The organism is Desulforamulus aquiferis, from assembly GCF_030577015.1.
Classification (GTDB): Bacteria; Bacillota; Desulfotomaculia; order Desulfotomaculales; family Desulfotomaculaceae; genus Desulfotomaculum; species Desulfotomaculum aquiferis.
In genome coordinates this window covers 36,986-56,233 of the sequence record NZ_JARPTC010000020.1, presented here as the reverse complement: position 1 = coordinate 56,233, position 19,248 = coordinate 36,986, and the positions used below count along the sequence as shown (strand labels likewise).

20 protein-coding genes and 1 other annotated feature are annotated in these 19,248 nt (G+C 43.5%); of the genes, 18 read left to right on the top strand and 2 right to left on the bottom strand.

Annotated features, from left to right (window positions below; genetic code table 11):
- Positions 1–52: 52 nt before the first annotated feature.
- The 3 genes from P6N53_RS13545 to P6N53_RS13535 are packed head-to-tail and all read left to right on the top strand — an operon-like array spanning position 53 to position 3,689.
- Entirely contained in the window at positions 53–1,429 is a 1,377-nt protein-coding gene (locus tag P6N53_RS13545; RefSeq protein WP_304544054.1) for an ethanolamine ammonia-lyase subunit EutB, read from the top strand.
- Between the two features lie 2 nt (positions 1,430–1,431).
- Entirely contained in the window at positions 1,432–2,214 is a 783-nt protein-coding gene (eutC, locus tag P6N53_RS13540; RefSeq protein ID WP_304544052.1) for an ethanolamine ammonia-lyase subunit EutC, read from the top strand.
- An 8-nt stretch (positions 2,215–2,222) separates the two neighbouring features.
- The gene (locus P6N53_RS13535) at positions 2,223–3,689 is read left to right on the top strand and encodes an ethanolamine ammonia-lyase reactivating factor EutA (protein ID WP_304544050.1); all 1,467 of its coding nucleotides are present in this window, start codon (positions 2,223–2,225) and stop codon (positions 3,687–3,689) included.
- 47 nt (positions 3,690–3,736) lie between these two features.
- Here the strand turns inward: P6N53_RS13535 and P6N53_RS13530 are convergent, their stop codons facing one another.
- On the bottom strand, positions 3,737–3,988 hold the full coding sequence (locus P6N53_RS13530; protein ID WP_304544048.1) for a YfiM family lipoprotein: 252 nt from the start codon (positions 3,986–3,988) through the stop codon (positions 3,737–3,739).
- A gap of 164 nt (positions 3,989–4,152) precedes the next feature.
- Here P6N53_RS13530 and P6N53_RS13525 point away from each other — a divergent pair, with 164 nt between their 5' ends.
- From P6N53_RS13525 to P6N53_RS13465, 13 genes are all read left to right on the top strand, one after another.
- The gene (locus P6N53_RS13525; protein WP_304544046.1) at positions 4,153–4,638 is read left to right on the top strand and encodes an HIT family protein; all 486 of its coding nucleotides are present in this window, start codon (positions 4,153–4,155) and stop codon (positions 4,636–4,638) included.
- A gap of 78 nt (positions 4,639–4,716) precedes the next feature.
- Positions 4,717–5,325 carry a nicotinate-nucleotide adenylyltransferase gene (gene nadD / locus P6N53_RS13520; protein ID WP_304544044.1) on the top strand — a complete coding sequence of 203 codons (609 nt, stop codon included), beginning with the start codon at positions 4,717–4,719 and terminating at the stop codon, positions 5,323–5,325.
- 140 nt (positions 5,326–5,465) lie between these two features.
- Positions 5,466–5,723 (top strand): RNA recognition motif domain-containing protein, encoded by a 258-nt coding sequence (locus tag P6N53_RS13515; RefSeq protein ID WP_304544042.1) that lies wholly within the window; start codon positions 5,466–5,468, stop codon positions 5,721–5,723.
- A gap of 105 nt (positions 5,724–5,828) precedes the next feature.
- Positions 5,829–6,410, top strand: a complete 582-nt coding sequence (gene yqeK, locus P6N53_RS13510) for a bis(5'-nucleosyl)-tetraphosphatase (symmetrical) YqeK (protein ID WP_304544040.1) — start codon at positions 5,829–5,831, stop codon at positions 6,408–6,410.
- A gap of 58 nt (positions 6,411–6,468) precedes the next feature.
- Complete coding sequence (gene rsfS, locus P6N53_RS13505; RefSeq protein ID WP_304544038.1) at positions 6,469–6,825, top strand: ribosome silencing factor; 357 nt, start codon at positions 6,469–6,471, stop codon at positions 6,823–6,825.
- A gap of 62 nt (positions 6,826–6,887) precedes the next feature.
- Positions 6,888–7,101 (top strand) — a binding site (T-box leader).
- Positions 7,102–7,203: 102 nt separating this feature from the next.
- Complete coding sequence (locus tag P6N53_RS13500; protein WP_304544036.1) at positions 7,204–8,868, top strand: AMP-binding protein; 1,665 nt, start codon at positions 7,204–7,206, stop codon at positions 8,866–8,868.
- A gap of 139 nt (positions 8,869–9,007) precedes the next feature.
- On the top strand, positions 9,008–11,488 hold the full coding sequence (gene leuS, locus P6N53_RS13495; protein WP_304544034.1) for a leucine--tRNA ligase: 2,481 nt from the start codon (positions 9,008–9,010) through the stop codon (positions 11,486–11,488).
- A gap of 62 nt (positions 11,489–11,550) precedes the next feature.
- On the top strand, positions 11,551–12,105 hold the full coding sequence (locus tag P6N53_RS13490; RefSeq protein WP_304544032.1) for a DUF2179 domain-containing protein: 555 nt from the start codon (positions 11,551–11,553) through the stop codon (positions 12,103–12,105).
- A 61-nt stretch (positions 12,106–12,166) separates the two neighbouring features.
- Positions 12,167–12,862 carry a DUF421 domain-containing protein gene (locus tag P6N53_RS13485; RefSeq protein ID WP_304544088.1) on the top strand — a complete coding sequence of 232 codons (696 nt, stop codon included), beginning with the start codon at positions 12,167–12,169 and terminating at the stop codon, positions 12,860–12,862.
- 81 nt (positions 12,863–12,943) lie between these two features.
- Complete coding sequence (locus P6N53_RS13480) at positions 12,944–13,540, top strand: ComEA family DNA-binding protein (protein WP_304544031.1); 597 nt, start codon at positions 12,944–12,946, stop codon at positions 13,538–13,540.
- 27 nt (positions 13,541–13,567) lie between these two features.
- Entirely contained in the window at positions 13,568–14,188 is a 621-nt protein-coding gene (locus P6N53_RS13475; protein WP_304544029.1) for a lytic transglycosylase domain-containing protein, read from the top strand.
- A 1-nt stretch (position 14,189) separates the two neighbouring features.
- Positions 14,190–16,592, top strand: coding sequence for a DNA internalization-related competence protein ComEC/Rec2 (locus P6N53_RS13470; RefSeq protein WP_304544027.1), 2,403 nt, complete (start codon positions 14,190–14,192; stop codon positions 16,590–16,592).
- Positions 16,593–16,655: 63 nt separating this feature from the next.
- Positions 16,656–16,931, top strand: a complete 276-nt coding sequence (locus P6N53_RS13465) for a hypothetical protein (protein WP_304544025.1) — start codon at positions 16,656–16,658, stop codon at positions 16,929–16,931.
- On the opposite strand, the gene P6N53_RS13460 is transcribed toward P6N53_RS13465, so the two are convergent.
- Positions 16,918–17,694: a DUF1444 family protein gene (locus P6N53_RS13460; protein WP_304544023.1), complete on the bottom strand. Its 777-nt coding sequence runs from the start codon at positions 17,692–17,694 to the stop codon at positions 16,918–16,920. The two genes, P6N53_RS13465 and P6N53_RS13460, sit on opposite strands and share 14 nt — an antisense overlap.
- A gap of 116 nt (positions 17,695–17,810) precedes the next feature.
- Here P6N53_RS13460 and P6N53_RS13455 point away from each other — a divergent pair, with 116 nt between their 5' ends.
- Positions 17,811–18,131, top strand: a complete 321-nt coding sequence (locus P6N53_RS13455; RefSeq protein WP_304544021.1) for an MTH1187 family thiamine-binding protein — start codon at positions 17,811–17,813, stop codon at positions 18,129–18,131.
- A 2-nt stretch (positions 18,132–18,133) separates the two neighbouring features.
- Complete coding sequence (holA, locus tag P6N53_RS13450) at positions 18,134–19,219, top strand: DNA polymerase III subunit delta (protein ID WP_304544019.1); 1,086 nt, start codon at positions 18,134–18,136, stop codon at positions 19,217–19,219.
- Positions 19,220–19,248: the final 29 nt, after the last annotated feature.

Below are 19,248 nucleotides of genomic sequence, written 5' to 3'. Positions count from 1 at the left end.
CCGGAACTACCACAACAAACAAATACCAGTGGTGAGGAGGAAAGAATAGTCTATGATGCTGAAGACTAAACTTTTTGGGCAGATCTTTTCTTTCCGAAATATTCGTGAGGTGCTGGCCAAGGCCAACGAGGAGAAATCCGGCGATATTTTAGCAGGAATAGCGGCACAATCTGCCGGGGAACGGGTGGCAGCTAAAATCGTCCTTAGTGAGCTTACTTTGGAAGATTTATTTAACAATCCAGCTGTGCCCTACGAAGAGGATGAAGTAACCAGAATCATTTACGATGGTATTAACCAGTCCATTTATAAAGAAATCAAGGGATGGACGGTAGGACAACTTCGGGAATTTATATTAAGTGACCATGCCGACATTGGCTCTATCCATCGTTTAAGCAGGGGATTAACCAGTGAAATGGTGGCAGCTGTTGCTAAACTAATGTCAAATCTTGATTTAATCTATGGGGCTAATAAAATACCCATTACAGCCCATTGCAACACAACCAATGGTTTGAATAACTGTCTGGGAATGAGACTGCAGCCAAACCATCCTACGGATAGTCCGGAGGGAATCCTGAGCTCCATGAGGGAAGGTCTAACCTATGGGGTAGGTGATGCACTAATAGGTCTAAACCCTGTGGAGGATACAGTGGCCAGCACCACCAGATCCCTGGAAACTATGTATAACTTTGTACAGGAATGGAATATACCCACCCAGGTCTGTGTTTTATCCCATGTGACTACTCAAATGAAGGCAATTGAAAAGGGAGCACCAGGGGACCTTATTTTTCAAAGTTTAGCAGGCACCCAGGCAGCTAACGATGCCTTTGGGATTAGCGTAGCTATTCTAAAGGAAGCCAGGGAGGTGGGGCTGAGGTATGGCCGTGCCACCGGGCCTAATGTAATGTATTTTGAAACAGGCCAGGGGTCCGAACTTTCCTCTGAGGCACATTTGGGAGTAGACCAGGTTACCCTGGAAGCCCGCTGTTACGGCCTAGCCAAACAATTCCAACCCTTTTTAGTAAACACTGTAGTGGGCTTCATTGGGCCGGAATATCTATACGATGCAAAGCAGGTAATCAGGGCAGGCCTGGAGGATCACTTTATGGGTAAGCTCAGTGGTGTCCCCATGGGGGTTGATGCCTGTTACACCAATCATATGAAGGCCGATCAAAATGACATTGAAAATCTGGCTGTTTTACTAACATCGGCAGGGGTGAATTACTTTATGGGCATTCCCATGGGTGATGATGTGATGTTAAATTACCAGTGCACAAGTTTCCATGATGCAGCTACTTTACGTCAATTAATGGGTATGAGACCTCTACCTGAATTTGAAAAGTGGATGGAAAAGATGGGGCTGATGGAAAAGGGCTGCCTAACATCAAGGGCAGGAGATCCTTCAATATTTGCAGGCCGTGGAGGTGTTTAAGGATGAATGAAAAGCAAATTGAAGAACTTGAGGATCTGGCTGCGGTAGACTTGCAAGGGGAGATTTTAATACCTGAACCGGAAGACAGTGCTGCCTTGGAGTATTTCAAACAATGTACTCCTGCAAGAATAGGTGTCTGGCGCAGTGGGCCTAGACCCCTTACTAGGACACTACTTAGATTCAGGGCCGATCATGCCACTGCCCAGGATTCAGTATTTAAAGAGGTTAGTGAGGAATTTTTAGCAAAATTTGACCTGGTGAAGGTTCAGACCTTGGTTAAAAATAAAGATCAGTATCTAACCCGGCCTGATTTAGGCAGAATGCTTTCAGAAGAGGATTTAGCAAAAATTTGCAAGGAGTGCCAAGGAAGCCCCCAGGTGCAAATTATAATTGCTGATGGCTTAAGTTCTAGGGCCATTGAAGCAAATTTAGAAGATATTCTACCAGCTCTGAAACAGGGGCTGTCGGCCTATAATTTACAAGTGGGAACGGATATCTTTGTTAAATATGGGCGAGTCGCCGTGATGGATGTTATAGGCATGGCCCTGGAGGCTGAGGTGATAGTGCTATTGGTAGGTGAAAGGCCTGGACTGGGAACCTCGGATAGCATGAGCGCCTATATGATTTACAAGCCCAACAAAGAAACGCTGATGGCAGACCATTCGGTGGTTTCCAATATACACAAAGGAGGTACACCTCCCGCTGAGGCGGGAGCCCATCTGGCCACAGTCTTAAAGAAAATCTATGATGCTAAGGCCAGTGGGGTTAAGCTTACCCTACAGTAAGCCAGGGGGTGAATAGTACGAATCGAGATGTTGAAAAAATAGTTAGTGTGGGTATAGATGTGGGTACAACCACCACCCAAATAGTAGTTAGCCGAATACAGGTGTGCAATACGGCACCAGGCTCCATGGTGCCACGCATGTCAATAATTGGGAAGGAAGTCCTTTACCGCAGCAATATTCACTTTACTCCGTTATTGTCCAGGGAACTGATTAATGCCCAGGGTGTTAAGGGGATCATTGACAAGGAATTTCATAAGGCGGGCATTAAACCACAAGAAATAGATACGGGTGCGGTAATAATTACGGGGGAAACTGCGAAAAAGGAAAACGCCAGAAGCCTATTAGATGCCCTGGCAGGTTATGCCGGTAATTTTGTTGTTGCAACTGCCGGACCATTACTGGAGTCTGTCCTTGCTGGAAGGGGTGCCGGGGCAGCAGCAATATCATCTGAGCTTCACCGGGTGGTACTGAATATAGATGTGGGCGGTGGTACTTCTAACCTGGCTGTTTTTAAGGAAGGAAAGGCGATAGATTCTACCTGCATCAATATAGGCGGACGGCTGATCGAATTAGATCCCAAAAGGGATTGTATAAAGTACCTGGCGCCTGCAGCAAGAATTGTCCTTGAAGAGAGTGGTCAGCACTGGCAAATTGGCCAGCGCCCAAGTATTGAGCAGCTTCGTTTCATCGTTGTGCAAATGGCAAAGGCAATTAAAAACTTATTAAATCCAGGCATATTGCCGGCGATAAGCAAGCGGATTCTTATGGGACCTCTCCTTAGGCATCAGTACCCTATACATTTAGTCAGCTTTTCAGGCGGGGTGGCGGACTTTGTATATTCTGGTGATGAGGCTACCATTGTACAAGATTTTAATAAGTATGGAGATATTGGTCCATTATTAGGGCTAGCCCTTAGAGAAGCCTTTAATGATGAGCAATGGCAGCTCATCAGGCCGAGGGAAACCATTCGGGCAACGGTAATTGGGGCCGGCACCCATTCAATGAACCTGAGTGGGAGCACAATAGATATTTCGCCAGAACTTTTACCCCTGCGCAATATTCCCGTAGTAAAACCCTTTGCTCAGGAGGTGCCCCTAAATCTTATAGAGTTTAGCAATATTCTTAAGGCACAGTTATCAGCCTATGACTCTGATGGATTTAAAGAACCAGTTGCCATAGCAATGAAGGGTCCAGGGGGTATGGGGTTTAAGAGAATCCAGGAAATAGCCTCAGAAATCGTACAGGTTACAAAGGAATATTTAGAATCCCAACCATTGATATTGATATTAGAAGAAGATTGCGGAAAGGTTTTAGGTCAGACATTAAGAGTATTGACCGGAGGAAAATGTGGCGTTATTTGTTTAGATCAAATAACTGCCGATGATGGGGACTATATTGATATCGGAGTTCCCATCATGGATGGAGCCACAGTTCCTGTGGTAATCAAAACACTTATTTTTGAAAATAGAGATTAGAACCCGTTGCCCATATGGCAGCGGGTTTTTTGCCATATTTAGCACCATTAATTAAGCTTCCCCAGGGCAAAAACAATTACTGAATAAAAAACTATGTATCCCGCTAAGATGCCTAAAAAATTTGCTAATATGTCCTTATACTCCGGGGTGCCTTTTCCTGACAGCTGATCATAGATCTCCTTGGCTATCCCAAGGGCCAGTGTCAGTAGGGCAGCAATATGGGGATGGAGGAAATGAATCAGTGTCATAAAGAGTAAAAAACTTATGAAAATATGCAGAAGTTTATCTTTTTTAAACATGTTATCACCCTTTTGCCTGAATACTAGAGTTAGATTATCCTATGGAGACATCGGTATTAATAGTCCTCAGTTCATAAAAAGTAGTAAACTATAGAGGAGAAAAAGGAATTTTCAAGGATAAATAGAACTAAACCAAACAGAGCTGGAGGAAGGAGAGTTAATATATGGAAAATCTATGGGCACCATGGAGATCAGTTTATATTGGCAAGCCTCAAACAGGCTGTATCTTTTGCGAAAAGCTTAATTCCAATGAAGATAAGGAAAACCTAGTCATACATCGCGGAGATAAAACCTTTGTAATAATGAACCTTTTCCCCTATAATAACGGTCATTTACTCATTGCGCCCAAAAGGCATGTGGGGGATATTACAGAACTTACAGATGATGAGCTTATGGAATTAAATAAGATGACGCAGTTTATGGTACAGGCATTACGGACAGCCTTTGGAAACCCCCACGGTTTCAATATAGGTATCAACTTAGGAAAGGTTGCCGGGGCAGGGATTCCAGGGCACCTACATGTACATATTGTTCCTAGATGGGATGGAGATGCAAATTTCATGGCGGTAATTGGTGACACTAGGGTAATCTCTGAGGCCCTTGATAGAACCTACGAAAAAATAATCGGTGCCATAAAGCAGCATGAATAAACATAAACAAATTGAGTCAAAGAACCGTCCCTAGACTTAAGCAACCTGACTCCTTTAGAGAAAGGAACGAGATTTCCCATGAGCCGAATTTGCATAATGGGCGGAACCTTTGATCCTATTCATTATGGACATCTTGTGGTGGCTGAAGAAGTAAGACACCAATTTGGGCTGGAAAAGGTTATATTTATTCCTGCAGCTCGACCGCCCCATAAAACAGCTAAGGAAATATCAAAACCTCACCACAGGGTAAATATGGCTAGAATGGCCACAGCAACCAACAAATATTTTGAGGTTTCCACTATCGAGCTGGAGAGAGAAGGCCCTTCCTATACAATTGACACTGTTGTAGCTATACAAGAAATATACGATGTTGATAAGGTTTATTTCATTACCGGGGCAGATGCAGTTTTAGAGATTCTGACCTGGAAAGAGGCTGAAAGGTTGCTTAGTATTTGTAATTTTGTCGCGGCAACCAGGCCGGGGTATGATTTAAATAAGCTTGCCGAAAACTTAAAGCCTTTGCCAAAGGATGTTTTTAAGAATATTATTCCCTTGGAAGTACCGGCCTTATCTATATCATCCACGGATATTAGAAACAGGGTCAGGGAAGGAAGGAGCATCAAATACCTTTTACCAGAGCCTGTGGAAGAGTATATAAGGAACAATAATATCTATCAAGGTTTTTAGCAAGGAAAAATTAATAAAGGTATTCTTACCTAAAATGGAAATATCTTAACCCAGGGTTACTGCATTTAGTGAACAGGTTCTGCAAATAATACTGCCATGAAAGAAAGCACCACAGAACCAATTGGAAAGAGGTGACATAATTGGCAACGTTATATGTAGGGAACCTTCCCTGGGCTACCAAAGCAGAGGATCTACAAGATGCCTTTGGACAATACGGCGAAGTACTAAGCAGCAGAGTTATTACAGACCGTGAAACAGGTCGCTCCCGTGGCTTCGGCTTTGTAGAGGTCAATGATCAAGACGCTGAAAAAATGGTGGCAGCCTTAAACGGAACAGAACTTGGCGGTCGTGTTATTACAGTAAATGAGGCAAAGAGCCGCGAGGCCGAACGAGCATAGTAATGACGAAACCTCCGCTTCGTTGGAAACGGAGGTTTTTTTCAGTGGAGGGTACTGGGAGTATTTGCCTGACCCTTTGGAGAAGCAAAACGGAGGGGAGAAAAAATGTATAACGAAGAATATATAATGAATAGTCTGGAGCTAATAATGCCTGAGGAAAGGTTTAGACACAGTGTTGGTGTAGCCCAAACCGCAGAAAAACTGGCGCTAAAATATAATGCTGACCCTGATAAGGCCAGATTAGCCGGCTTGCTGCATGATGTTGCCAGGGATTTTGATGATAATGAAATGTTGGCCAGGGCAAAGAAAGCGGAGCTTCAGATTAGCGAATTTGGCTTTGCCATGCCTATACTTTTGCATGGACCTATAGGAGCAATCATGGCCGGAGAAGAATTTGGGATAACTGATCAAGAGATTCTAAATGCCATAGCTTTACATACTGTTGGTTCGGAATATATGAGTCAACTGGATAAAATATTGTTTGTAGCAGATAAAATTGAGCCAAATCGAAAATTCAAGAACGTTGATATTATCCGTCAGCAGGTCGAAATGGATTTAGATCTGGCCCTGATAAGTTGTTTTGACGAGAGTATTCGCTATGCTTTAAAAATTGGCTGTCTGCTGCATCCCACAAGTATTAAGGCTAGAAATGAACTTCTTAGAGTAAGAGGTTCTTTTAGGAAATAATTGAATAGGATATAATTAGGGTATAATAAAATAATCTGTTTCCAAGGAGTGGTTTTATTTGTCGCTAAGCCCAAAGCAAATTGTGGATCTTGCTCGCAATGCAGCAGATGATAAGAAGGCAATGGATATCACGGTTTTAGATATCAGCCATATCAGCATAATTTGTGATTATTTCTTAATTTGCACCGGTAGGTCCGGCACCCAGGTACAGGCAGTTGCGGAACACATTCAGGATCAACTACGTGATGCAGGGGTAAAACCTCTACGTGTTGAGGGATTCCGTGAAGGAAACTGGATTCTACTGGACTATGGTGATGTTGTAATTCACGTTTTTAAAGAGATGGAGAGGGACTTTTATAACCTTGAAAGGCTCTGGGGAGATGCCCAGGTTGTTGAATTATCAGCTAAGAAATAAATTTCACAGCATTCGTTGACACCAGCACTTTACTTGGTTATAATAGCCACTATAGTAAATATTTTAGTTCGTTGATGGGGAGTAGTAAGGCCATTAATCCTACAGAGAGCCGCCGGTGGGTGCAAGGCGGTGGATGAAGGACTGAATCTCGCCCCGGAGTTGTTCGGTGGAAATTAAGTATACCGGACCGGGATGCCCGTTATAGCTTTATCAAGGGGGCAGGTGTTTTACCTGTCAACTAGGGTGGTACCGCGGGAGAAACCTCTCGTCCCTTATTGGGATGAGGGGTTTATATATTTTTCTAGACCAAAGCCACATATGAAGCTTATTGCACCTTTAATAAAAAGAAGATTCTGTAAAAAATACGGGAGGGATATCATGCAAAAACTTGACAGAATTACCGTGGGGGCCTTACTGGACCGTGTAGCAGCAGAGAATCCTGATAACGATGCCCTGGTTTATACTGATCGTGATTTGAGGTATAGCTACCGAGAATTTAATGAATTATGTCGTAAGGTTGCCAAGGGGCTAATGGCCCTAGGTATTCAAAAGGGTGAGCACGTGGCAATTTGGGCTACAAACGTGCCGGAATGGGTCACAATGCAGTTTGCCACAGGAAAGATGGGTGCTGTGCTGGTGACAGTAAATACAAATTATAAATCCTTTGAGGCAGAATACCTCCTTAAGCAATCTGACACCACTACCCTTGTAATGATCAATGGTACCAAGACCTCCGACTATTTGAAAATGATCAATGATTTATGTCCAGAGCTAAATCAATGTGAGCCTGGAAATCTAAAGGCCGAAAAGCTGCCCCTCCTAAAGAATGTGATTTTTGTTGGTGAAAATACCCCCCAAGGCATGTTTAACTGGAATGACATTTTAGAACTAGCTAGTCAGGTATCTGATGAAGAATTAGACGCCCGACAGGCTAGCCTTGATCCGGATGACTGCATAAACATGCAGTATACCTCAGGTACAACTGGCTTTCCAAAAGGGGTAATGCTGACCCACTTCAATATTATTAATAACGCCCATAGTATTGCTGATTGTATGTCCTTTAGCAACCGTGACCGGCTTTGCATACCCGTGCCATTTTTCCACTGTTTTGGTTGTGTTTTGGGGACCATGACTTGTGTGGTATCCGGGGCTACTATGGTACCCCTTGAGGTGTTCCACCCGGTTCGGGTTTTGGAAACCATTGAAAAGGAACGCTGTACAGCGGTGCATGGTGTTCCAACCATGTTTATTATGGAGCTGGAACAAATGGATAAAGGCAATTATGACACCAGCAGTCTGCGAACCGGCATTATGGCTGGCTCACCCTGCCCCATCGAAGTAATGAAGTCTGTGGTTAAGCGTATGGGTGCAAGTGAAATAACCATTACCTACGGCCAAACAGAAGCCTCCCCGGCAATTACTATGACCAGTACAGCTGATCCAATTGAAGTAAGGGTGGCAACAGTGGGCCGGGTAATTCCCAATGTTGAGGCTAGAATCATTGACCCTGAGACTGGAGAGATATGTTCACCAGGAGTCCAGGGAGAGATATGTGCCAGGGGCTACAATGTAATGAAAGGCTACTATAAAATGCCCGAAGCTACTGCCCAGGCCATTGATAAGGATGGTTGGCTCCATACGGGGGATTTGGGCATCATCGATGAAAAGGGTTATTTTAAGATTACCGGACGATTGAAGGATATGATTATCCGGGGCGGGGAGAACGTTTATCCCAGGGAAATTGAAGAGTTCCTTTATACCCACCCGTTGGTTAAGGATGTACAGGTGGTTGGAGTTCCCAGCTTGAAATATGGTGAAGAGGTATTGGCCTTCATTCAACCTAGAGAGGGAGCTAGTTTAACCAAAGAAGAAATTCAGGAATACTGTGTAGATAAAATTGCCAAATATAAGATACCATCCTACGTGCTTTTTGTGGATAATTATCCAACCACTGCCAGCGGCAAGATTCAAAAGTTTAAGCTTAGGGAGCAGGGAATCAATACCTTAGGATTAGAAAGTTTAACCAAAATAGAAACAGCCTAGTAATGTTGAAATATAGCTGGAATCGTGGTAAAATTTCCAAGTGATATAGATTATTTAGCATACCCATCGGCAAAAAACAAAGGCCGATGGGTAGATTGTATGCTTGGAAATAAACTGTAACTGGCTAGGAGGAAAAACTTTGCAGGAGCAATATAATTACAAGGATATTGAAACCAAGTGGCAGCAATATTGGGAAAATAATGAAATCTATCATGTTCCGGACAATTCCGAGCGACCGAAATATTATTGTCTGGAGATGTTTCCCTATCCCTCGGGCAAACTGCATATGGGTCATGTGCGCAACTATTCCATAGGTGATGTGGTAGCAAGGTTTAAGACCATGCAGGGCTTTGATGTTCTTCACCCCATGGGTTGGGATGCCTTTGGCCTGCCGGCAGAGAATGCAGCCATTAAACATGGTATTCCACCTGCCACCTGGACCTGGGATAACATTGATCATATGAGAAGCCAGTTAAAACAGTTGGGTCTTAGCTATGATTGGCGAAGGGAAGTAGCCACCTGCCATCCCGAGTATTATAGATGGGGTCAATGGTTGTTCCTCCAGTTATATAAGAAGGGTCTTTGCTATAAAAAACATGCCAGGGTGAACTGGTGCCCAGATTGCGCCACAGTGCTGGCTAATGAGCAGGTTGTGGAAGGTAATTGTGAACGTTGCAGCGCTACGGTGGAACAAAAGGAACTGGATCAATGGTTTTTCCGGATTACTGATTACTCCCAACGCCTATTAGATGACCTCAAATTATTGAGTGGTTGGCCTGATAAAGTTAAAATAATGCAGGAGAACTGGATTGGCCGTAGTGAAGGGGCTGAGCTAGCCTTTAAGGTGGAAGGCACAACTGATGAGATTGCTGTTTTCACCACCAGGCCCGATACCGTCTATGGCGTAACCTATATGGTTTTAGCCGCCGAGCATCCATTGGTAGAAAAGCTCTCCAAGGGGACAGCCCAGGAAAAGGAAGTGGCTGATTTTGTCAGCCGGGTAAGCAAATTAACCGAATTGGCTAGAACCAGTACAGAAAAGGAAGGGGTATTTATTGGTGCTTATTGCATCAATCCCTTTAACGGTGAAAAGGTTCCCATTCTAACCGCCAACTACGTGCTCTACCATTATGGTACAGGTGCGGTAATGGGTGTGCCTGCCCACGATGAGAGGGACTTTGAATTTGCCCAAAAATATAAATTGCCAATTAAGGTGGTTATTAATCCAAAGGGTGAAGAGCTAAACCCTGCCACCATGAAGGAAGCTTACACAGGCCCAGGTACTATGGTTAACTCAGGACCCTTTGATGGCACCATTAATCAACAGGGTATTAAAAGGGTGAGCCAGTATGCTGAGGAAAAGGGCATTGGTAAGGGGATAGTAAATTTTAGATTAAGGGATTGGTTAATTTCCAGGCAGAGATACTGGGGGACCCCTATTCCTATTATCTATTGTGATAAATGCGGTACACTACCAGTACCGGAAGAGCAACTGCCTGTAGTTCTGCCTACTGATGTGGAGTTTAAACCCACGGGTGAATCCCCCCTCAAGGGCAACCCCGGGTTTGTAAATGCCGTCTGTCCTGAATGTGGTGGAGCTGCCCGCCGGGAAACAGATACCATGGATACCTTTGTAGACTCTTCCTGGTATTACCTTCGTTATACCAGTGCCAGGGATAACCAGTGGGCCTGGGATAAGGAAAAGGCTAAGCGCTGGATGTCCGTGGACCAGTATATTGGCGGTGTGGAACACGCCATCCTGCACCTTTTGTATTCAAGATTCTTTACTAAGGTGTTCCATGATTTGGGTTTGGTTGATGTCCAGGAACCCTTTGAGAATTTATTAACCCAGGGAATGGTGCTAAAAGATGGAGCCAAGATGTCCAAATCCAAGGGTAATGTGGTAAGTCCTGAAGAAATTGTTGGTCGCTACGGCGCTGATACTGCCCGGATGTTTATTTTGTTTGCCGCTCCCCCAGAAAGGGATCTTGAGTGGAGTGACAGGGCTGTAGAGGGCTGTAATCGATTCCTTAACCGGGTATGGAGGTTGGTGTATTCAGTTAAGAACCAGGTGGCCAAGGCACCGGCAATTGAGGTCGGTGCAGATTTCGTGGGTGTCCACAAGGAAATGCGCCGACTGACCCACTATGCAATTAAAAAGGTGACAGAGGATGTTAGTGGCAGGTTTAACTTTAATACTGCCATTAGTGCCATCATGGAATTAGTTAACGGTATATACACCTACCGGGATAAGGTTGCCGAGGTTGAACGTGACAGAAGGGTGCTGGCGGAGGCTATAAATAGCACAATTATTTTACTGGCTCCCTTTGCCCCGCATATTGCTGAAGAGTTATGGGAGGCTACGGGCCACAAGGGTAGTGTTCACCAGGAGAAATGGCCGGTATATGATCCTTCTGCCCTGGTGGAAGAGGAAGTTGAGATTGTGGTTCAATTAAATGGAAAAGTTCGGGAAAGAATGAATATACCCGCAAACCTAAGTCCCGCTGAGATGCAGGAATATGTCATGGCCATGGATGCTATAAAACAGCTGATAGAGGGTAAGAAAATTGTAAAGATTATTCCGGTGCCGGGCAAATTAATTAATATTGTGGTAAAATAATTTTTGTAAAACTAAAGACACCTTTTTGGTGTCTTTTTATTTTCAGAAAAGGGGTGTTAGGGTTGGAATTTTTGTTGTCTCCAATTGGAGCGTACCTGTTCATCTTCTTTGCCAGGGTTATTGATATTTCCCTTGATGTAGTGAGACTTTTAATGTTAATGAGGGGAAGAAAGGTTGCTGCCAGTTTAATAGGTTTTGTTGAAGTAACAGTGTTCATTATTGCCCTTGGTGAAGTGTTCAGGGGTGGTATGGATGATCCATTTAAAATAATTGCCTATGCCGCAGGTTTTGCCACGGGTAATTATGTGGGTTCATTAATAGAAGAATGGCTGGCTGTTGGACATCTTTCCATGCAAGTTTATCCCGCAACTGAGAATGTAAACAAATTAACGGATAAATTCAGGGAACAAGGATTTGGTGTAACCAGTGTTTGCGGGTGTGGAAGAAGCGGAGAGAGGACCATATTATTTGTTTTGTTAGACCGTAAGTACCTGCCAATCGCCTTAAAGATTTTAGACGAGGTTCAGCCGGGAATATTTTATAATGTTGCAGATTCAAGGGCAGTTCGGGGCGGAATATTCCCAGCTCCGAAAAGCAGGTTAATTAAAACAAAGTAATGTATATCTACCTTGAACTTCCTGCATAATAAAAGTGTATGCAGGAGAGAAGGTGGTAGCACTGGAAGATGTATTTCCACATATATGGAGAACCATAATAATATATCTTGTGGTTCTTTTAGTGGTTAGGTTAATGGGTAAAAGGGAGATTGGCCAGTTATCTTCCTTTGATTTTGTTGTGGCCATCATTATTGCGGACTTGGCTGCCATACCAATGGAATCGCCCCATATACCCCTTTGGTATGGCATTGTTCCCCTGGCTACACTTGGAGTGTTAGAAGTAGTCTTTTCATATATTACTCTGGTTAATCGACCTTTAAGGAAAATACTCTATGGGACCCCCCAGATAATCATTGAAAATGGTCGTTTGCTAAAGCATGAAATGAGGGCTTCTCGCTATAATCTAGATGATTTGCTCAGCCAGTTGAGGGAAAAGGGCTACTATGGTATCCAGGATGTAGAGTATGCTATCTTGGAACCCTCGGGCAGGCTGAGTGTTTTACCCAAATCCCAAAAACGCCCTGTTACACCCGCAGATTTAGGTATCCAAACGGACTATGAAGGACTTCCTTCTGTACTGGTGATGGATGGGGATATTCTGAAGGAAAACTTAAATAAAGTTAACCTTGATGAACAGTGGCTGAAGGACAAGCTTAAGGAAATGGGGCTTAATCCTGAAAAGGTCCTATTGGCCACATTAAATACCCAGGGTCAATTGCTTATTGATTGCCAGAATGATAACAGGGCCAGTAAGTAGATAACTGTAAAATAATGTAGGATTATAGAAGGAAAATATCTAAGGCGGTAGAATAACTCCTATAGAATGGGAGGAACCGCTATGTTTACCATAGGCCGTAGGGAACAGGCAGTTATTCTTATTGTTATGGCTATTTTGATCTTTACAGCAGGTTTTAAGTGGGCTGGTCGTGCAAAGTCGTCCGTTGAGTTGATTCCGGCAGAAAATGAGTCGTTACAGGAAGAACAGATAATCATTCATGTGGATGGTGCGGTGGAAAAGCCAGGTGTTTACAGACTTCCTGCAGGAAGTAGGGTAAATGATGCCGTTATTCAAGCGGTAGCTCTGACAGATTCAGATCTTAGTGCAGTTAATCTTGCTGCACCATTAAAGGATGGACAAAAGATTGTAGTTCCTTACTTGATTCAAGATCTATATGAAAATTGGCCCCAGGGGGATACTGGCAGGGAAGGGGTTTTAAAGGCACCCCCTGCCAGTTCAAGTGGACTTATCAATATAAATAACGCTTCCAGTTTAGAATTGGAAAGCTTGCCTGGAATAGGGCCTGCCCTGGCGGCAAGGATAATTGAGCACAGACAGTCAAATGGACCGTTTCTAAGTATAGAAGAATTAAAAAATGTCTCTGGCATAGGTGATAAAAAATACAGCAGCATCGAAAAGCTAATTACTATTCAGTAATTAATAAGCCAGTAAGGAAGTGTAGCTATGGATATTTCCCTTCTGACCCAGTTAATTAAATTACAGTTAATGGAACAAAATATAAAAGCCGGTACCGGGAGTGTTGGGAAAAATGACAGTGATTTTTCCCTGCTGTTAGCAAAGGCTGTTTCCGCCTCAGCGGGTAATTTTGCAGGAAGAGGCATAAACGTAAATACTGCTAATCAAATAAAATCCACTTCTAGGGCTGCAGCCTCGGCATTTTTAGCCGTCGGTAATGCTAAAGAGTATGAATCCATCGTTGAGGAAGCTGCTAAAAAACATGGTGTAGATCCCGCCCTTTGTAAGGCCGTGGCCCGGGCAGAATCCTCCTTTAACTCACTGGCAGTATCAAAAAGTGGTGCCATGGGCTTGATGCAATTAATGCCTGGGACTGCCAAAAGCCTAGGGGTAACAAACCCCTATGATCCTGTGCAAAATGCTGATGGTGGTGTTCGCTATTTAAAGTCCATGCTGGATAAATATAACGGGAATGTTGAACTGGCCCTGGCAGCATATAATGCCGGACCGGGTGCGGTAGATAGGAATAAGGGCATCCCTCCTTATGGGGAGACCATTAACTATGTAGCCACTGTTAAGTCCTATAGACAATCGTATCTAGGTGGATAGTATGAATAGGCCTCTAGTGTATTTGGTGCTGGCCATGGCGGGAGGTATAGTCCTGGGGGCGATTTTTAAAGTACAAATGACCGTAGCTTTGGCAGGGGCGGTACTGGCCTGGATGGCAGCGGGAATAGGCATATTAAGGACCTGGCGGTATAATCCGTGGGTCCTTTTTTGTGCCTGTGCAGCCCTTGGGTGTCTTCTAGCCTCCTGGCATCTTGCCCAAATAGTGGATTTTGAAGAATTTAATGGTCAAAAGGTAAAGCTCCTTGGTGTGGTTATGGACTACCCGGATATAAGACCCGATGGAGTATTTTATAAGATTAGGCTAAATAATTTGGTTGCTGGTCAAAAGACCATAGAAAAGGAATGTTTGCTCAGGGTCAAGATGCCCCAGGATAAGGTGTTTAAATATGGCAGTATACTTAAATTACAAGGTAAATTAAGTATACCGGACCCCCCTGGTAATCCGGGAGCTTTCGATTATGGGAAGTGGTTGCTAAAGCAAGGGATTTCTGCCACCATAAATGTTAAGGAAATTTCAGATGTGACCCTGATGGGGCAGGGAGGAAATTTCGCAGTTATTTGGGCCCATAGTCTTAGAGAGAGCTTGGAACAAATATTTGACAAGACCATGCCTCAGGTCCAAGCCTCAGTTATTAAAGGAATAATCTTCGGTACCAGGGGAGAGATACCCTGGGATGTGCAGCTAGCCTTTAATTCCACGGGGTTAGTTCATATTCTTAGTGTCTCTGGCTATCATGTAGGTTTAGTTGTTGCCCTAGTATTAATCCTTATTAGACTTTTGAAAATTCCCCAGGGCTGCATTGCTTTTACGGCAATCCCGCTAATTTTCTTCTATGCATTAATGACCGGACTTGGGCCTCCGGTGTTTAGGGCAGCTGCAATGGCTTCTCTTCTTTTATTGGCCCATCATCTTGGAAGAGAACAGGACTGGCCTACGACGTTGGTTTTAGCTGGAGGAATATTGCTGGCTATTAAGCCCATGAGTCTTTTTGACATTGGCTTTCAGCTATCCTTTATCGCTACCTGGGGGTTGCTTTACATTACCCCGAGGCTGATACCTTATTTCTCAACCATGCCCAAAAACCTTGCCATGTTGATATTAGTTCCCCTGGCTGCCCAACTGGCCACATTGCCCCTGGTGGTTCTATATTTTAATTTAGTTTCGCCAGTATCCATACTGGCCAATGTACTTACCGTACATTTAGTAGCCCTGACCATGCTATTTGGGGGCATTGGTCTATTTGCAGGTATAATCAATCTTTCCCTGGCGGACTTTATCAATATGGGGACTGGTTTTTTGACTGATTTATTTATCTGGCTGGTAAAGCTATGTGCCTCACTTCCTGGAGCTGCCTGGTATATCCCGGCCCCACCTCTATGGGTGATAGGACTTTACTATGTATTATTAGTGGGCTTGGTGGAACTGTCGGGCAGTCAAGGGCTGCAGGAAAAACTAAGGGAATATATAAATAGAGCTAAGGAACCAAGAAACAGATACTTAGCACTTTCTGGCTTTGCGCTGCTGGTGCTGCTGGTGCTGCTGGTGCTTTGGTGCCTATGGCCGGTAAATCAGGGGCTGCGGGTACATTTCATAGATGTGGGCCAAGGTGATAGTATTCTTATAATTAGCCCGGCAGGTAAAAAAATCATGGTAGATACCGGTGGCTGGAAAGAGGAATTGGTAACAGGCAAAGGTGTGGGTCGGCAAGTGGTTGTGCCATATTTACATAGATTAGGCATTAATAAATTGGATGCATTAATTTTAAGCCACCCCCATGAGGATCACGTGGGTGGGGCCAGGGCAGTTATAGATGCCATGCCGGTAGACCTGCTGATAGTTTCACCCTATGGCTTGGAACCTGAAACAATGGGGGATAAGGGTTACGATCAACTGTTGAGAGATATGGAACAAATGGGGCTGGACATTAGGGCAGCAAAAGCTGGAGATATATTAAAAGTTGAGCCAAATATTACCCTGGAATTTCTTGCACCCTCTGAATTATTAATTGGTAGCAGATCAGATGCTAATAATAACAGCCTCGTTTTTAAGCTGAACTACCAGGAAAGAAATATATTGTTCACCGGAGATATTGAAACTGAAGCTGAAGAAAAGTTAATTCTTCAGGAACAAATAGAAAATATAGATGTCTTAAAGGTTCCCCACCACGGCAGTGGATATTTTCACCCGGACTTTTTTCAAATTGTAAACCCCCAGGTGGCAGTGATTCAGGTTGGAGCAAATAACAACTTTGGGCACCCCTCTAAAAAGACCATGGAGGTTTTAGAAGAATTAGGCTGCAGAATATACCGTACTGATCGTGATGGGGCGATAATCCTTTCCACAACTGGGAAAAGGTGGGTAGTGCATACTGGGAAAATATAAATTTACTCGAACCAAAAGTAAAAGGTTTAACATATTCTAATTATTAAAAAGGAAATGGTTTCCATGACAGATTATATTAAGGAGATTGAATTTCTTCTTGCCAGTGATACTTTTAGGGCCTTGCTATGCACTGATGCAATTCAGATTAGCCAGCTAAATGCGGTGGTGGTCCTGTTAATTAAGGCGGGAATACCCTTTGACATTAGCTATTCGCCCGGTACCAGAAGATTATCTGCTGCTGCGGAACTTACCATTTTTATTAATCCAACCACAACTTTAAACTTCACCCTGTCCTTTGAGGCGGGAGGCAGTATTTTTGGAGGCACTATAACCCCTTAAATATCTCAAGATTTCCTTTATGCAGCTTAAAGACGGTGCTGCTAATGGGGTAAGGATTATTGATGAAACTGCTTTGCCCAATCATTATAGCCTGTCTGGTATGGGCAGAATTGTTATTTGTAAACAATAAGACCACATCACGATTAGGTATCATTACCAGCCAATGGCTATCCTTTGGGAGGGTTCCTTCCCTTGAGGCTGTCAATATTGCTAACAGGCGGCTGGAGTCATAAGAATCACCATAGTTAAAGCCAAAAATTTTCCGTTGTTGATCAAATAGCTGCATGGGTTTTGCCAGATCCCTGAAAAAATTACTTTTTGCTATATGATCCAGCTCCTCTAAAGGTATATTAAGTTGATCTAGGGTAGCCTGATCCAGGAAGAAGATCCTCATCCCTTCTTCAAGCACATAGGCAATATATAATTCTTCAAATAGATGTTTGGCAAGTATGCCCTGGGTTTCATCCGGCCCAATGATCAAGGGATAAACCCGATTAAAATTTGCCTTAACATCAGAGAAGCTCACACCACTTTCCCTTTTTAAATCCTTAATGAAGGGTGCTAATACCTCGGCAATATACTTTTCCCGCATGGGGGGGTTCTGCCTATGATAGCCATTATAGAAATTATCTAGGGCCAGATCAATCCAGTATTTGCCCTTTTTCATTCTTAATCCAAAATTATCCAGATTATAAATCATTGATTTAGGAACTGCCCTTAGGATATAGGCGGAAACGGTTTTTCTAAAGGTCTGTTTATCCATGAATAAAGTACCTCCGTAAATTTTCATTCTTATGCGGAGTAAGTAAAGTCCTTTGTTATAACCATGCTACTGTAATATAATAACTTAAGGACAAATATATGCGAGGTGATTGAACAATGGCCTTGGTGGAAATTACTGTTATACCCCTAGGGACCGGTTCAACCAGTTTAAGTGACTATGTTGCCGGTTGCCTCAAGGTTTTAGAACAATCCGAGGGGGTAAAATACCAGCTTACCCCAATGGGCACGGTGATAGAGGGAGATCTGCCAATAATCATGGGAATTATAGCAAATATGCACGAACAGCCCTTTTTAGCAGGTGCATCAAGGGTGAGTACCACCATCCGCATAGATGATAGAAGGGACAAAGAAGGTACAATGGAGTCCAAGGTACTAGCTGTTCAAAATAAAATAATTAGGCCGGGTGGTACTGACTAACCATGGAGTATTATGTAGGACTTAAAAACAGCCTGGAAAGGGGTATTATTGCCCCGGTATACCTTTTTCATGGTGAAGAAGAGTATCTAAAGGAAAAAGCAATTTCGATGTTTAAGGATTATTTGTTGCCTGGCGCTGCGGATTTTAACCTTGATATAATAGATGGAGAAGGGACTGGAACTGAAATCAGCACAGTCATATCCCTGGCCGAGAATCTGCCTTTTCTTGCTGAAAAGAGATTGGTTATTGTCAAAAAAGCCCCGTGGTTTAAGGGGAAAGGAAAATCAAAGGTCACTGGGGCCAAGGTTGAAAAGCAGGATAAATCTGATGGCAATGAGGAACTTTTCTTTAAATATTTAAATGATCCTTCTCCCAGTACATGTCTAATATTTGTTACTGGTGACCCGGTGGACCGTAGAAAAAAGTTGTTTAAAGCCATTGAGTCTTCCGGTCGGGTTATAGATTTCAAATCCCTTAAGGCTGCAGAAATGGTTAACTGGGTTATTGAAAGGTTTAAGCATGCAGGAAAGAAAATTTCTCCACCTGCGGCAAGGCTGCTGGTGGATGCCAACGGTAGACTTGGTTTAATGAATTTATATAACGAGGTTGAAAAGCTGATGACCTTTGCCTGGGACAAAAAGGAGGTATCCCCCCAGGATGTTGAAATGGTCGTTGTGCTCAATCTGGAGCAGAATATTTTTACGGTAGTTGATGAAGCTGTAGTAGGTAATCTATCCAGGGCCTTGGCCGGTATAAGGGAATTGCTGACCCTGAAGGAACCACCTGTGAAGATACTAACTATGCTGGGACGGCAGTTCCGCTTGGCCATTCAGGCAGAGGCTTTGGTAAAAGAAGGCTGCCCGGAAAGGGAACTTGCAGGGAGGCTTGGAGTTCATGATTTTGTAGCTCGAAAAGCCCTGGGACAGGCCAGAAAAAGTGGTCCTGCAAGGTTACGCTATGCTTTGGAGCAGCTTAGTAGCATGGATGCAGCAATTAAAAAGGGCCGGCAGGATTTTTTGCCTGCCATTGAAAACACCTTGATAAATTTAAACAGGATAGGGGATGGGAATATAAAATCAATTCCATAATAGGATAAAAACCACCCGTTTTAACGGGT